16 protein-coding genes and 1 tRNA gene are annotated in these 14,497 nt (G+C 57.4%); 10 read left to right on the plus strand and 7 right to left on the minus strand.

The window, feature by feature from the left end; translation table 11 throughout:
- The gene (locus LCM21_RS10620; RefSeq protein ID WP_224890597.1) at window positions 1-174 is read right to left on the minus strand and encodes a hypothetical protein; all 174 of its coding nucleotides are present in this window, start codon (window positions 172-174) and stop codon (window positions 1-3) included.
- Window positions 175-183: 9 nt separating this feature from the next.
- Here LCM21_RS10620 and LCM21_RS10625 point away from each other — a divergent pair, with 9 nt between their 5' ends.
- The gene (locus LCM21_RS10625) at window positions 184-429 is read left to right on the plus strand and encodes a hypothetical protein (protein WP_224890598.1); all 246 of its coding nucleotides are present in this window, start codon (window positions 184-186) and stop codon (window positions 427-429) included.
- A gap of 375 nt (window positions 430-804) precedes the next feature.
- Here the strand turns inward: LCM21_RS10625 and LCM21_RS10630 are convergent.
- Window positions 805-894: transfer RNA gene (locus LCM21_RS10630), tRNA-Ser, on the minus strand.
- A gap of 202 nt (window positions 895-1,096) precedes the next feature.
- On the opposite strand from LCM21_RS10630, the gene LCM21_RS20780 reads away from it, so the two are divergent.
- The 8 genes from LCM21_RS20780 (at window position 1,097) to LCM21_RS10675 (ending at window position 8,586) form a co-directional block, all read left to right on the plus strand.
- Window positions 1,097-2,299, plus strand: a complete 1,203-nt coding sequence (locus LCM21_RS20780) for an SPOR domain-containing protein (protein WP_319003913.1) — start codon at window positions 1,097-1,099, stop codon at window positions 2,297-2,299.
- A 16-nt stretch (window positions 2,300-2,315) separates the two neighbouring features.
- A complete protein-coding gene (locus LCM21_RS10645) occupies window positions 2,316-3,482 on the plus strand; it encodes a D-alanyl-D-alanine carboxypeptidase family protein (RefSeq protein ID WP_224890599.1) in 1,167 nt (388 codons plus the stop codon).
- Complete coding sequence (gene tmk / locus LCM21_RS10650; RefSeq protein WP_224890600.1) at window positions 3,479-4,102, plus strand: dTMP kinase; 624 nt, start codon at window positions 3,479-3,481, stop codon at window positions 4,100-4,102. The genes LCM21_RS10645 and tmk overlap by 4 nt, the downstream gene beginning before the upstream one ends.
- An 11-nt stretch (window positions 4,103-4,113) precedes the next feature.
- A complete protein-coding gene (locus LCM21_RS10655) occupies window positions 4,114-5,235 on the plus strand; it encodes a DNA polymerase III subunit delta' (RefSeq protein ID WP_224890601.1) in 1,122 nt (373 codons plus the stop codon).
- Window positions 5,232-6,038 (plus strand): TatD family hydrolase, encoded by an 807-nt coding sequence (locus LCM21_RS10660; protein WP_224890602.1) that lies wholly within the window; start codon window positions 5,232-5,234, stop codon window positions 6,036-6,038. The genes LCM21_RS10655 and LCM21_RS10660 overlap by 4 nt, the downstream gene beginning before the upstream one ends.
- Entirely contained in the window at window positions 6,035-6,832 is a 798-nt protein-coding gene (locus tag LCM21_RS10665) for an MBL fold metallo-hydrolase (RefSeq protein ID WP_224890603.1), read from the plus strand. Before LCM21_RS10660 ends, LCM21_RS10665 begins: the two co-directional genes overlap by 4 nt.
- A 42-nt stretch (window positions 6,833-6,874) precedes the next feature.
- Window positions 6,875-7,807, plus strand: coding sequence for an AEC family transporter (locus LCM21_RS10670; protein ID WP_224890604.1), 933 nt, complete (start codon window positions 6,875-6,877; stop codon window positions 7,805-7,807).
- 71 nt (window positions 7,808-7,878) lie between these two features.
- On the plus strand, window positions 7,879-8,586 hold the full coding sequence (locus tag LCM21_RS10675) for a CbiX/SirB N-terminal domain-containing protein (protein WP_224890605.1): 708 nt from the start codon (window positions 7,879-7,881) through the stop codon (window positions 8,584-8,586).
- 12 nt (window positions 8,587-8,598) lie between these two features.
- On the opposite strand, the gene LCM21_RS10680 is transcribed toward LCM21_RS10675, so the two are convergent.
- The 5 genes from LCM21_RS10680 to LCM21_RS10700 form a co-directional block, all read right to left on the minus strand.
- A complete protein-coding gene (locus tag LCM21_RS10680; protein ID WP_224890606.1) occupies window positions 8,599-9,624 on the minus strand; it encodes a GGDEF domain-containing protein in 1,026 nt (341 codons plus the stop codon).
- Window positions 9,621-10,208: a heme NO-binding domain-containing protein gene (locus tag LCM21_RS10685; RefSeq protein WP_068335488.1), complete on the minus strand. Its 588-nt coding sequence runs from the start codon at window positions 10,206-10,208 to the stop codon at window positions 9,621-9,623. The genes LCM21_RS10680 and LCM21_RS10685 overlap by 4 nt, the downstream gene beginning before the upstream one ends.
- Before the next feature lie 121 nt (window positions 10,209-10,329).
- The gene (locus tag LCM21_RS10690) at window positions 10,330-11,889 is read right to left on the minus strand and encodes a trimethylamine methyltransferase family protein (RefSeq protein ID WP_068335491.1); all 1,560 of its coding nucleotides are present in this window, start codon (window positions 11,887-11,889) and stop codon (window positions 10,330-10,332) included.
- Window positions 11,890-12,008: 119 nt separating this feature from the next.
- The gene (locus LCM21_RS10695) at window positions 12,009-12,701 is read right to left on the minus strand and encodes an HAD family hydrolase (RefSeq protein WP_224890607.1); all 693 of its coding nucleotides are present in this window, start codon (window positions 12,699-12,701) and stop codon (window positions 12,009-12,011) included.
- Window positions 12,702-12,723: 22 nt separating this feature from the next.
- Complete coding sequence (locus LCM21_RS10700) at window positions 12,724-13,008, minus strand: DUF3572 domain-containing protein (protein ID WP_224890608.1); 285 nt, start codon at window positions 13,006-13,008, stop codon at window positions 12,724-12,726.
- 87 nt (window positions 13,009-13,095) lie between these two features.
- Here LCM21_RS10700 and LCM21_RS10705 point away from each other — a divergent pair, with 87 nt between their 5' ends.
- Window positions 13,096-14,496 carry a diguanylate cyclase gene (locus tag LCM21_RS10705; protein WP_224890609.1) on the plus strand — a complete coding sequence of 467 codons (1,401 nt, stop codon included), beginning with the start codon at window positions 13,096-13,098 and terminating at the stop codon, window positions 14,494-14,496.
- Window position 14,497: the final 1 nt, after the last annotated feature.

Raw genomic sequence — 14,497 nt, forward strand, 5'->3', positions numbered from 1 at the left:
CTACGCAAGCCCCCTGCCCGCCTCAAGCCAAGTTCCTCTGACAAAACCCTCGGGATCGTTGCTGACCACCTGCACCCGGATCTCACACACATCTCCGCATCCTTCAATCTGCGCCGCCGCGGCGTCGAGGCCAAGGTCATCGCCGGAGACATGGCGCCCCAACCCGATCCTCATCTCCGGTCCATGCTGATCCGCGCCCATGGCTGGGCCCGGGATCTGAAAGCTGGGGTTCAACTGATGGAGATTGCGCGTCAGGAAGGCGTCCCCGGCGCCTTCATCCGCACCCGCGCCCAACTCGCCTTTCTCTCACCGAAGATCCAGGCCGCGATTCTCGACGGCACCCAGCCGCCCGAACTCACACTCAAGCGTCTGGTCAGCGTAACCCACCCACTTGATTGGGCTGAACAGGAACGCCACTTCGGCTTCTGACACCTTCACGTCAAGCCTCCCTGATACACGGTTCGCCCTCCCTGATCCGGCGGAACAATTCCCTGTTCGCGCGAGAGAATTCCCTGTTCCAATATTTAGGGAATTTGCAACATAAGCCACTGAAAAACATCCAGTTTTGACATATGAAATACGGAATACCAGACCCGTTCTACGAAAATTCCCTGTTTATTGCCGGCTATCAGGGAAATTCAGCCCAAAGCGACCCCGCAAAAATGCGCCACTGAGACCAGGGCCTGAATTGTGCTCAGAGTGTACGGTCTGCTCCGTCTCTGATTGACAGCGCACGCGCCAACGCGCGGGAATTGCGGCACAATTCCGGACCAGAAAACACAACTGAAGTGAGACGGGTATGGGTGGCGGGGAGACAGGGATTCGAACCCTGGGGACGCTCTCACGCCCAACGGTTTTCAAGACCGCCGCATTCGACCACTCTGCCACCTCCCCGCGTGCTGCTGGGTCTTAAGGCCAACTGAAAACGGTGGCAAGAGCAAATAGGGAATTCTTGCCGAAGCATGTATCGCGGTCTTTCCATGACACCCCGCTCGCGTTATGGTTTCCGTGAGGACCGTAACAGACCGGCATAACAGAACCGGCAAATAGCGGCGGGGCTCCGGATACGAGACCCCTTCAGGCAAGGGATGACAAAATGAAGCGAGCGACTGAGATACGCGCAAATCCGCGATCGTTGGCGGTATTTGCCGTTGCGTTGGCAGTTCTGACCGCATGCGATGAGCTGCCATCGATTGAAGAGGCTTCGGCAGACGCAACGGATGAAGATACGCAGACCGATGGAACCATCGAACTTTTCCCCGAGTTTTCTGACAGGTCTGGGGATACGATCGAGGCGCCGGACGTTTTCAACGTGGCAGAAGCCGGATTGTGGGATGGTCGTCCTTCCCTTGGTGGCATCTGGGTTGCGCATCCGGACGTGACCCAACCTGAACGCGTCGTGATAAAGAACACCACCAACAATAAATCCGTAAACGGGGCTTTGTTCCGGAGGGAAAGAAATCTGCCTGGCCCCGCCTTACAACTTTCTTCTGCCGCGGCGGAAGAGTTGGGTATTCTGGCTGGTGCCCCAACCAAGATTGAGGTTGTCGCACTAAGGCGTAAACCTGTCGAAGAAGTACCCGAGCCGGAAGAAACCGAAGTCGCCGAGCAGCAGCCGATTGCCGACGAGGCCGAAGCGCAAAATGAAGATGTTGAAACGGCCGAGGCGAAAGAAGAGAAACCGGCCAAACGGAAATGGTGGCAAAGGAAACAAACCGTAGCTGCTGGCGCGGCGGCAGGGGCTGTTGCTGCCGGGGCGACGGCCGAGGTTACCGAAGAAACTACCGAGGCGGCGGCAGAGGCTACAGCGTCGACAATTGAGGCCGCAGAAGAGGTGGTTGAAGCCACAGCCCAAGAAACTTCGTCCGCGAACTTGTCGGACCCCGAAGTCACGCCACCACAGGAAAAACCGGCCAAACAGAAATGGTGGCAAAGGAAAAAACCAGACGAGATCACCGAAACTCCGCTGGACCCGATTGCAGGCGCAGCAGCTGCGATTGATACGGCAGAGCCGACCTCTGCCAGTGCAACGTCGGCAGCAACTCAGAACACGTCGCCACGGTCACTGACAAAGCCATTCGTGCAAGTTGGGACCTTTAATGTCGAAGCCAACGCCCAAAGCGCGGCCCAGAAAATTGAACGGAACGGAATTTCTGCCGATGTTCGGCAGTTAAAGTCCGGCGACAAGACGGTCTGGCGCGTGCTGGTCGGTCCGGCGTCGTCCCGTGCTGAACGAAATGCGCTGCAGAGTGATGTCAGGGACCTTGGCTTTACCGATGCATACTCCGTCAAAAACTGAAACAAAGGAGGCTCCAGTGTTGTCCTCACTGCGATCATCTGTTTTGACCCTCGGGCTGGCCCTGTGTGCCCTGCCCGCCTATGCCTTTGATACAACAGCTCGTGCAGCCTACGTAATGGACCAGACTACCGGTACGGTTTTGTTGTCGAAAGAAGCTGACCAGCCGCTGCCTCCTGCGTCGATGTCCAAGTTGATGACGCTTTACGTAGCGTTTGAGGCGCTGCGCGATGGTCGGCTGACGCTTAACGAAACGCTGCCGGTATCCGAACACGCGATGAGCTATGGTGGCTCGACGATGTTCCTGAATACGCAGGATCGCGTCACAGTCGAAGATCTTTTGCGTGGTATCATTGTCTTGTCGGGCAACGATGCCTGCGTCGTGATCGCCGAAGCGCTCAGCCCTGACGGAACCGAAGCCGGGTTTGCCCGCTACATGACTCAGCGCGCCCAGCAAATGGGTATGGACAATTCGAACTTTGCCAATTCGAACGGCTGGCCTGCCGCCGGGCATATGATGTCGGTCCACGACCTTGCCGTTCTGGCGGACCGGCTGATATCGGACTTCCCGGAATACTATCCTCTGTTCGCAGAGGAAGAGTTTGAATTCGATGGTCGCGCGCCTTCAAACAAACGCAACCGAAACCCGTTGTTGCGACTTGGGATCGGGGCTGACGGCCTGAAAACCGGCCATACGCAAGAGGCTGGCTATGGCCTTGTCGGTTCTGCCAAGCAGGGGGATCGCAGGGTAATCTTTGTGCTCACCGGTCTGGACAGCACCCGCGTACGGGCAGAGGAGGCTGAGGCCGTGGTTAACTGGTCGTTTCGAAATTTTGTCGAGAGGACAGTTGCCAACGCCGACACGCCAATAGCCGAAGCCAAGATCTGGATGGGTGCCCAAAAGACGGTGGGTTTGGTACCGGAAGAAGACCTTTCGCTGTTGTTCCCGGTTCTAGGCGACAAGAGCATCGAGGCCGAAGTGGTCTATGATGGCCCTGTCAATGCCCCAGTGGAAAAGGGTCAGAAACTGGCTGAACTTGTGATCAACCCCGAAGGATTGCCAGAAATCCGACGTCCACTGGTGGCTGCGGAAAGCGTTCCGGCCGGAGGGTTCGTGGTGCGCATGATGACGGTGGGTGGTATCGTTCTGTCCGACGTGATCGGCAATCCTCTGGACGCATTGTGACAAAATCCGGGTTGTTTCTGACCTTCGAAGGCATCGATGGATCAGGTAAGTCCTCGCAGGCAAGTATGCTTGCAGATCGCCTGCGCGACATGGGCCACGAGGTTGTTTTGACGCGCGAACCTGGCGGATCGGCGGGGGCAGAGGAAATCCGGCGTCTGGTTCTGGAGGGCGACCCTGATCGCTGGTCGGCCGAGACCGAATTGTTGCTGTTTACAGCGGCACGGCGCGATCATCTTGAGCGCACCATCGAACCAGCGCTTGCTGCGGGCAAAGTGGTGATTTGTGACCGTTTTGCCGACAGCACGCGTATGTATCAGGGCATGTCGCGTGGGAATCTGCGCGCTCTGGTGGACCAGTTGCATGCCCTGATGATACGGCGCGAACCCGACCTCACGATTTTGATCGACATGGACCCTCAAACCGGATTGGCACGTGCCAAGGGGCGACAGGGCACGGAAGAACGGTTCGAGGACTTCGGGCTCGACTTGCAACAAAAGATGCGGGATGGGTTTCTGGCGCTGGCAGATGAGTTCCCAGACCGTTTTCGGGTGATTGACGGCAACCGGGACATGGACAGTGTTGCACAGGATGTGACAGATATCGTTCTGAAAGCTTTTTGACAGAACTATAGATGAGCGACGATATCCCAACCCCGGATCAGGCTCCCGGAGCCCCCCACCCGCGTGAAACCCAGCACCTGTTTGGGCAGTCTGCGGCAGAAAGAGCCTTTCTGGATGCTTACACCTCGGATCGATTGCACCATGGCTGGCTGTTGACTGGCCCGCACGGTGTGGGCAAAGCCACATTGGCTTGGCGTATCGCGCGGTTTCTGCTTGCCACGCCTCCGGTTGAGGATGACGGGCTGTTTGGTGCGCCACCGCCGCCCGAGACGCTTGAGATCGATGCAGACCACCCTGTTGCACACCGTATCCAGGCAGGTGCTGAACCGGGCCTTGCGGCTATCACACGTTCTTTGAATGATCAGGGGCGGCTGCGGAACGAAATCGTGGTCGACGACATTCGCAAGCTTGGCAAGTTCTTTGGCCTGTCCTCGGCAGATGGCGGCCGGCGCGTTGTCATCGTTGACGCAGCGGATGAGATGAATGTCAGCGCGGCCAATGCCCTGCTGAAAATGCTCGAAGAACCCCCAGCGCGCACGACATTGCTGCTGGTCTCACACCAGCCATCCCGCCTGTTGCCGACCATCCGCTCACGCTGCCGAACATTGCGGCTTTCCCCGCTCGGGTCCGAAGACATGCAGGCGGCCCTAAAACAGACCGGTGCGGAATTGCCTGCCCAAACCGAACACCTTGCCGCTCTTGCTGCAGGGTCCGTGGGGGATGCGGTACGGTTGATAAACTTGGGCGGCCTGCAGATTTACGCTGAATTGATTGGTATTCTGGGCACCCTCCCCCGCATGGATCGCCAGCGCGCGCTTGCCTTGGCCGAAGCCGCCGCCCAGCGCGGGGCCGCTGACCGGTTCGAGCTGTTGCTATCGCTGATCGACGTGGCGCTGTCCCGTCTTGCCCTGACGGGGGCGACCGGCGCCCCTCCGTCACCGGAAGCTGCGCCAAATGAGGCGGAAACGCTTGCACGATTGTCCAGTTCCCCACAGCAAGCCCGGCAATGGGCCGAGGTCGCAGCGACAATCACTGCCCGCGCACGTCACGGTCAGGCAGTCAACCTTGACCCCGCCGCCCTGGTCCTAGATACGGTGTTCAAGATACAGGAAACCGCCGGTCAGAGCAGATGAGCGACACTCCCCAAATTACCGACAGCCATTGCCATCTGGACTTCCCGGATTTTGAGGGGCAGTTGGACCAGATTATCGCCAATGCCGCCGAGGCTGGTGTTACACGCATGGTTACGATCTGCACCCGCCTACGCAACGAACCAAGCGTGCGCGCAATTGCCGAGGCGCACGCGCCCGTCTTTTACGCTGCGGGCACGCACCCGATGAGCGCGGCGGATGAGCCAATGGCAACGGTCGACGACCTTGTTGCCCTGTCCCAACACCCAAAGTTTGTGGGCATCGGTGAGACCGGGCTGGACTATCACTACACGGCCGAAAGCGCTGATCTGCAAAAGCAATCCCTGCGCATCCATATTGAGGCCGCCCAGCGCACGGGCCTGCCGCTCATCATCCACGCCCGCGCGGCGGACGAGGACATGGCGCGCATCTTGACTGAGGAATACCGCAACGCGCCCTACACTTGTGTAATGCATTGCTTCTCATCTTCGGCGGAACTGGCCAAAGCAGCGCTGGATCTGGGATTTTACTTGTCGATGTCCGGTATTGCGGCCTTTCCCAAAAGCCAGGGACTGCGCGATATCTTTGCCATGGCCCCGGTTGACCGGGTTCTGGTGGAAACCGACGCCCCCTATCTGGCCCCGCCGCCCTATCGCGGAAAGCGAAACGAACCGGCTTATACCGCGCATACCGCCCGCAAAGGGGCCGAGGTGTTCGGCATGGATTACGCCGACTTCGCCGCCCAAACGCAGTTCAATTTCGACCGGCTGTTTACGAAAGCAGCAGCGTACAAGGCGGCTGCATGACCGAATTGCGCTGCACCATTCTCGGCTGTGGCTCATCCGGCGGTGTACCGCGCCTGGGCGGGCAATGGGGTGATTGTAACCCGAACAACCCCCGCAACATCCGCCAGCGCTGTTCAATGCTGGTGGAACGCGACGGGCCCGAAGGTACGACTTCGGTTCTAATCGACACCTCGCCGGATATGCGCAGCCAGTTGCTTAGCTCCGGTACCGGGCGGCTTGACGGTGTTGTCTACACGCATTCGCATGCCGACCACGTCCACGGTATCGACGACCTGCGGATGATCGTGTTCAACATGCGCGAACGGGTGCCGGTATGGGCCGATGGCGATACTCAGAACGCGTTGCTGGGACGGTTCGGGTACGCGTTTATCCAGCCTGAAGGCTCCCCCTATCCGCCTATTCTGGACCTGAAGTCCATCGACGGCCCGTTCGAGATCAACGGCCCCGGGGGACAGATTCCCTTTCACCCTTTTAAGGTCAATCACGGCTCGATTGACTCGCTGGGGTTCCGTCTTGGAAAGCTGGTCTATCTGCCGGATGTGGCCGAGATCTATGACGAAGCTTGGCCACTGCTGTCGGGGCTGGATTGCCTGATCATCGACGCCCTGCGCCGCTCACCCCACCCCACGCATGCGCATCTGGAAAAGACACTTGGGTGGATTGAGCAACTCAAACCCAAACGCGCCGTGTTGACCAATATGCATATCGATCTTGACTATGCCACGGTCGATGCTGAAACCGCCGATTACATCACCCCCGCCTATGATGGCATGGTGATCCACCAGACATTGTAATGCGCTGCGGGCGCGGCCCGCAAAATCATCAAGGGTGGCAAGATGCTGCAAAGCCTGATCGAAGTCATCCTGCCGGTTTTTCTTGTGATCGGCGCCGGCTACATCGCAACGTATTTCGGGTATTTCAAGGAAATCCACATCGACGGGATAATGAAGTTCACCCAAGGCTTCGCGATTCCGTGTCTACTATTTCTGGCGATCTCGCATCTGGACCTCAGCGCCAGTTTTGATCCTCGCTTGCTGGGCAGTTTTTACTCGGCCGCTGCGCTGTGCTTTACCGCCGGACTATTCGGGGCGCGCCTGATTTTTCGTCGCGATTGGGAAGATTGCGTCGCCATCGGCTTTTGCTGCCTGTTTTCTAACTCGGTCCTACTGGGTCTGCCGATTACCGAGCGCGCCTACGGACCCGAGAATCTGGACGGCAATTATGCAATCATCGCCTTCCATGCCCCGTTTTGCTATGGCGTCGGTATAACGGTCATGGAAATCATCCGGAACCGCGGCAATGGCGGCACGCGGATGGTTCGGTCGGTCCTGTCCGCGATGTTCCGCAACGCTTTGATCTTAGGGATCGCACTTGGGTTCATCGTCAATCTTTCGGGGATCGGTGTACCTGTGGTTCTGGACGACGCGCTTGGGCTCATAACCCGGGCAGCCCTGCCCGGTGCTTTGTTCGCCTTGGGGGGTGTTCTGGTCAAATACAAGCCCGAAGGCGATCTGCGCACAATTGCCTATGTCTGTGCGATCTCACTGATGCTGCATCCAAGCCTCATGTGGGCCTTCGGGAAAACGACGGGTCTGCCGCAAGACCTGTTCCGCTCGGGCGTTTTGAATGCCGCGATGGCACCGGGATTTAACGCCTATATCTTTGCCAGCCTGTATGGCCGGGCCAAACGGGTTGCTGCGTCGTCGGTTTTGATCGGAACGGGGGTTTCTATCCTTACGGTCTGGTTCTGGCTGACACTTTTGGGGTGAGACAGACCAGTTTGGATTGACTTCAGAGTGTCAAGAAACACCTATCGGGAAAGCACACAGGACCGTTTCAAATGCCCAACGCCATTATAGTCGCCCATGGTCAACCCTCAGACCCGGACCCAGCCGAGCATGCGTTAGCGGCCTATGCCGCCGAGGTAGACGCCCTTTGCGACGGTGTGGCTGTTACGTCGGCGACACTTGCAGCGCCCGGAGCGTTCGAGCAACGCGTATCCGAACTGCCCGATGACACGGTGATCTATCCGCTGTTCATGGCGAAAGGATGGTTTGTCACCAGCGCGCTGCCCAAACGGCTTGCCGGTCGCGACCTGCGCATTCTTGATCCACTGGGTGTTGATCCCGACCTGCCTGATTTGGTTGCAGACGCGTTGCAGGAAAAGTTGCACGAAAACCAATGGAACGCTCAGGACACGGATTTGGTTCTGGCGGCACATGGCTCTGGCCGCAGCCGCAACCCTTCTGCTGTTGCGCGGGCATTTGCCGACGATCTGGGTCGCAAGCTTACCTTCAGGTCGATCCGGCCCGGCTTTGTCGAGGAACCTCCATCCATTGCCACAGCCGCTACTGGTCTGCCCCCCCAATCCTTGTGTTTGCCGTTTTTTGCATGCAGGGGCGGTCATGTACTTGAAGACGTCCCGCAAGAACTGGCGGCAGCGGATTTCAAAGGTCAAGTCATGCCGGTTGTTGGCGAGTTGCCCCGGATCAAGCGCCACATCGGCTTTAGGTTGTCCCGTGTGTTCGAAGGTTTACGAAACCCTTGACGTAAGTCTGGCTCACAATTGCGAAGCAACACCGTGTTCCGCGTTGCCGTTCTGACGCCCAGCGACCACTGAATACAAACAGTGCCGGGACCTGCCCGTTCTTTTCGCTTCATACAGCGCCAAATCCGCGGCATTCAAAATCTCGGCCGCTGTCGGAGGCTTTAGCTGACTGGACAAAGCAATACCGATGCTTGCTGAAATATGGCACGTGTTCCCCTCGAACAAAAACGGCGCCTGCAACCGGTCGATCAGGCGCGTCGCAATCGCCGAGAGAATATCTTCATCCGATAGTCCAGGAAAGATAATGACAAACTCATCCCCACCGATACGCGCCACCGTATCCCCGTTGCGGGTTTCTTCAACCATGATCCGGGCGGCTTGTTGCAACACGTGGTCCCCTGCGGCGTGCCCAAACTGATCATTGACGGATTTGAAAAAATCCAGGTCCAGATGCATCAAGGCAAAGGGTAAGTGTCCTGTTATCAGTTGCCCAAGCGTTCCATCCATAGCGCGCCGGTTTTTTAACCCTGTCAACATGTCGGTAACGGCCTGCTCCTCGGCCGCCAGCATTGCGCCTTGAAGCCGCAGGTTCAACGATCGCGACGCCTCCATCGCGGCAGATTTGGCCTCAACCAGATACAGCAGTTCGATCGCCAGATCGGTACCGGAAAAGTCGGCGCTGGTCAGGGCATAATCGCGCACCGCATCCAGGATCGAGATTCCGAAGGACAGATTGATAACTGCACCCTTTCCATCCGGAAGTGGGGCGATCAGCCCCTTTAGTGCGGTACGCGGCGTTTCACGCATCTTTAGATGCAGCTTTGCTCCAGCAGATGCCAAAAGAGTTGACAGGCTTGCAACATCACGCGGGCGGATAAGTTCGAAGACCTCCAGAAACTCTCTCCCCGCCATTGGTTGGTCGGGCCGCAGCTTTTGCAAGGTAGGTCCTACACGGCTAATCTGACCGTCCGCCCCCACCAAAACAAACATTGGACACAGCGTTTCGAGCAGGGCTGCAAGGTCGTCAGTACCCATCATGACTTGCGGCCCCCCAGCTCAAATTGGCGCCCTTCAGCAAATGCACTTTCAATAAGAACAACTGAAATAACATCGACCTCCTGTTCTTGGTCGGCGTGGGACAGCATGACCAAAGCTCCGTAATCGTCTGCCATGGCCCGAAGGATTCCGACCATTACACTGGAGTACCCGGCCAAACCTGGATGGCAGAACAACTGATATTCTGCTGGACTCACCTCAACCAATTCCAGCGCGGGCAGGTGAAGGTCAGAGACAGCCAGCCGGGCCCGGTCGGATAAATCGTCAAGCGAATGCAGGAATTCCACATATGTGACGCCGCCAAACCGCAGCAGACGCCGCAATCCCTCCATATTTGGGTGAGAGACCAGATAAGTTCCCAAATCCTCAAGTATTTCGGAACGTGGGCGCCTTAGATCGGCACACAGGTAATCCAACACCCGTTGGGTCATATCGTCGTCGTATACAAGCATGGCTTCGAACTCGACAAAGCCAAGCTCGGCCGCCTCGGTCACGCGCAACCAGCATGAATACCCATATGTCGCGCACACAAAAGACTGCACCGCACGATTGATCAGACCATGCATCAGTTGCCCCAGAATAATTTCTTCCTCATTCTGGGCTCAGAGTTCTTAACAAATACACAACACGCGCCATCAGATACAGAAAATCTGAATGAGATTCGCAGCTGAAGCCTTTGGCTTTCAACTAGAAATCTGTCGGTGCTCCACCTTCGGCCTTGCGTCTGGCCACGAAATCAGCCAGCTCCTCGCGGATGGCCTCATCCATGGCAGGCGGATCGAAACTGGTAATGATTTCCTTAAACATGTGATGCGCGCGTTCCGCTGTCCAGATACCGCCAGCGACGTTCCAACCCTCATAGTTTTTCCAGTCACTGAGGAAAGGTTGGTAGAACGCCGTGGTGTAACGATCCTGCGTGTGCTGAATACCAAAGAAATGCCCATCGTTTCCAACTGAACGAATGGCATCAAGCGCGATTTCGTCTGGCCCGGTTGCTGTGATTTCTGGCTGCATATAGCGTTGAATTTGCTGCAGAACTTCACAATCCATGATGAATTTCTCTGGGCTTGCGATTAGACCACCCTCAAGCCAGCCCGCCGCGTGATACACCATGTTCGTCCTTGACTGAACGGCTGCCCACAAGGAATTCGACGTCTCCCACACTGCTTGGCCGTCGGGCACGTTGGCTGCACACACACCAGAAGATCGCATCGGCAGCCCGTAATACCGTGCCATCTGCCCTGTCATCTGGGTCGAGCGCATGTATTCCGGTGTACCAAACGCCGGTGCCCCTGATTTCATATCGACATTCGACGTGAACGTGCCGATTACGCAAGGAATTCCGGGGCGTACATATTGGAACAACGCAATCGCGCACAGCGCCTCGGCCAGCGATTGCGCAACAGCTCCGGCCATAGTAACTGGCGCCATCGCGCCTGCCAACGTGAACGGAGTGACCACAATCGCCTGTCCGCGTCGCGCCAACCGCAAGCACCCGTCGATCATCGGTTGGTCATGTTTCAACGGCGAGGTAGAGTTGATGTTGGTGTACATCCGCGGTGTCGCCTCGAACTCTTCGTGGGTTAAACCACCTGCGATGCGGACCATCTCCATGACGTCTTCGACGCGTTCCTTACCAAGCGAATAGGCATGCATGGCTTTGTCGGTCAACGTCAGCTTGTCATAGAGAACATCCAGGTGTCGCACGCTTGCGTGAATGTCGACCGGCTCGACCGGATAGCCGCCTGCAAAGTGTATGCAGTTGAAATACTGAGTAAGTTTCAACAGGTTGCGGCACATCTCCCGGTTTCCGGGGACCTTGGTGCCAATCTCCATGTCCCAGTAATTCGGCGGAGAAGAAACGTTGCCGAACACCATGTTCTTGCCGCCAATTTCAATCGTGCGATCCACATTGCGCGGCGTGATCGTAAAGCTTGACGGGGCCTTCCGCACCATCTCCATGACGAAGTCTCGACCCATACGGACATTGTCGCCCTGGACAGTACAGCCCGCTTCCCGAAGAATTCCCTTCGCTTCTTCGTTGTAGAATTCGATCCCGATCTCTTCGAGGATACGCATCGCACCTTCATGAATCGCGTCGATTCCGTCCTGGTCCAGCGGCTCTGTCGGTCTGTCGATATTAACCGGAGGGTTCCACGGCATCTGGTCAATCACTGCACTGCCCCTGCGCTCAGCAGCTCCGGCGCGTCCGCCTCCACGACGTCTGCGAGTTTTTGTATCAGCCATGTTATCCTCCGGAGCTTGCGTTTTTACATGCAATCCCCGAAGCAGGCGTCTGGCCGCTCTGTCTGCGACAGACTATGTCGGTTTCTTATCCTGAAGCGGCGAAATTAACGCGATTGCGATCAGATTCGTGCCAGCCAGTCGGGTATGTGGCCGATATCAGGCAAAACTACGTCCGCCCAAGGGGCCAACACCTCGGCCGGCGCCATTCCGGTCAGAACAGCGACTGTGGTCATCCCCGCCGCGCGCCCTGCTTGCAGATCATGCAAGCTGTCGCCGACCATGGCGACGCGCTCGGGGGTCACGTCAACATGCGCGGAAAACGCAAGCAACTGCCCGGGGCCGGGCTTGTATCCGTGCCCGCTGTCATATCCTGCAACAAAGTCGAAAAAGTCGCGAATGCCCACCGACTCCAGATGCCGCAACGCAGGCATTTCACCATCATTGGTCGCCACACCCAGTTTCAAACCGGCCTGCCGGAGGTCCTTAAAAAAAGGAACCAACGGGACAGCTTGCGCCTGCGGCGCCGAGGCCGATTCGACGTTCAGCACATCAATGAGGTCTGACAGCGGCATATTGGGCAAATGCGGGGCCAGAACCTCGGCGATTTCATCAATTGTTCCCGCGATCACAACGCTATCCTTGGCATAGGACACCTGTTCCAAATCAAAGCCGATAGCCCGCCCAAGCTGGGCCGCGCGTCCGTGATCCCCCTGCGCAAGGCGCAGCACCATATTCCGCCCGAACGCACCCCAAGTGTCCGCGAAGTCAAACAGGGTTCCGTCCTTGTCGAAAAGGATCGCGTCAATGGGCATTATTTGCTCCTGCAAGGCATTTTCAGGTCCAGTGGATCTCGGCACCACCCGACAAAACGGTACGCGCCTGACCGGGCAGGTCATACGACACGGAATTCGCGTCACAGAAAGAAATCACCCACGAATCGTCAAGCATGAGAAACTCAAGCACTGATCCCAGAAACTCGGGCTCGGACGCCCTGTCTCGCAAGTCTTGCGCCGATGCGCCGGTTGAACCAAGGAAAACCGGCAGCAACTCATCATTGCCGACCAGCCAACCGAGGACATTTAGCGCCAGTGTTTCAGCGGATTGGGCAGATATTGACATAAAGTGGCCAGAGATCAGGTGTTGGAAAGGGTTTGTTAACCAGACTCATAAACACTTTGGCAACGCATGCAATCAATGGTGACTGATATGTCCGTGCAGGGAACAATCCTTGTCCTAGACGGGACCTCAACCAATCGCATCATGCTGAAGGTTCAGCTGACTGCGGCGTGGTATCACGTGGTACAAGGTGAAAAGCTACAGGGCCTTGCAGGGCTATTGCGGCGCACCAAGCCGGATCTGGTGCTGACATCTCAGACCCTGCCGGATGGTTCGGCTGCGGATGTGAAAAAGCTGGTGCTGGCGGACCCTGATCTGGTGGATGTTCCGGTGGTTGCCATCGCTCCGCAAAATGACAAGGCCGCACGGCTAAAGGCGCTGTCAGACGGGTTGGATGACGTTTTGGTGCATCCGTTCAAGGATACGTTTCTGTTGGCACGGGTGCGCAGCCTGTTGCGCGCACGGGCCGAGACGCAAGAACTACAGGTAGAAAACAGCTCGCACCCGATCGGTTTTGCAGAATCCAGTGCTGCGTTCATTTCACCCGCGAAAACGGCCCGCGTGGCCATTCTGACACAAAGGCCGCGCACCAGCGCCCTTTGGCAGAATGCCCTGTCGAAACGGACACGATACAGTCTGTCAGCACATACTACATCGAACCTTCAGGCTGTTTTGTCGGGTCCCGTGCCGGATGCCATTGTGTTCGAAGTCAGCGCGGGCCCGTCGGGCCTTAAACTGCTGGCCGATCTGAAATCGCGTAGCACCACACGGCACACGGTTCTGGTCGGAGTTCTTGAGGAAGAAAATGCACATCTGGCATCAGACGCGCTTGACCGGGGTGCTGATGTGATTTGCATGGGCCCCTTCTGCGCGGATGAAACGGTGTTGCGGCTAGAAAGCCAGATCGCGCGCAAGGCCCGGCTGGACCAGATGCGCGCCTCGTTAAAGCAGGGCTTGGTCGAGTCCTGGGTTGATCCGCTAACCGGTTTGCACAACCGTCGGTATGCCATGCGCGCAATTGATCAGATCGCGCGCAAGGCCGCACGGTCCGGCAAGGGCTTTGCCATAATGCTGGCCGATCTTGATCACTTCAAGACAATCAACGACAAGTTCGGCCATACAGAAGGAGACATGGTGCTGGCCGAAGCTGCGACACGAATGCAGCAAACGCTGGGCTCAGCAGGGTTCATTGCACGGATAGGTGGCGAGGAATTCATGATAGGCTTGTCCAACACCACCCAGGCAAAGGCGCTGGATCTGGCAGGAAACCTGTGTGCCTGCATCCGGGAAAAGCCGTTTGATCTTCCGGACTCTGCTGCCCCGATCCCGGTTACGATCAGTATTGGGTTGATCGCGGCCCAACCCAACGTGTCGACATACTCGCATCAGTCTCAACGGCTGAATGGATTGATCAAATCGGCCGACACAGCGCTTTACGCTGCCAAGTCAGCGGGGCGAAATCAGGTCCGGGTACTGCCAAGCGCGGCCTAAC

Origin of the sequence: Ruegeria profundi (genome assembly GCF_020171505.1) — a bacterium.
GTDB lineage: Bacteria > Pseudomonadota > Alphaproteobacteria > Rhodobacterales > Rhodobacteraceae > Ruegeria > Ruegeria profundi.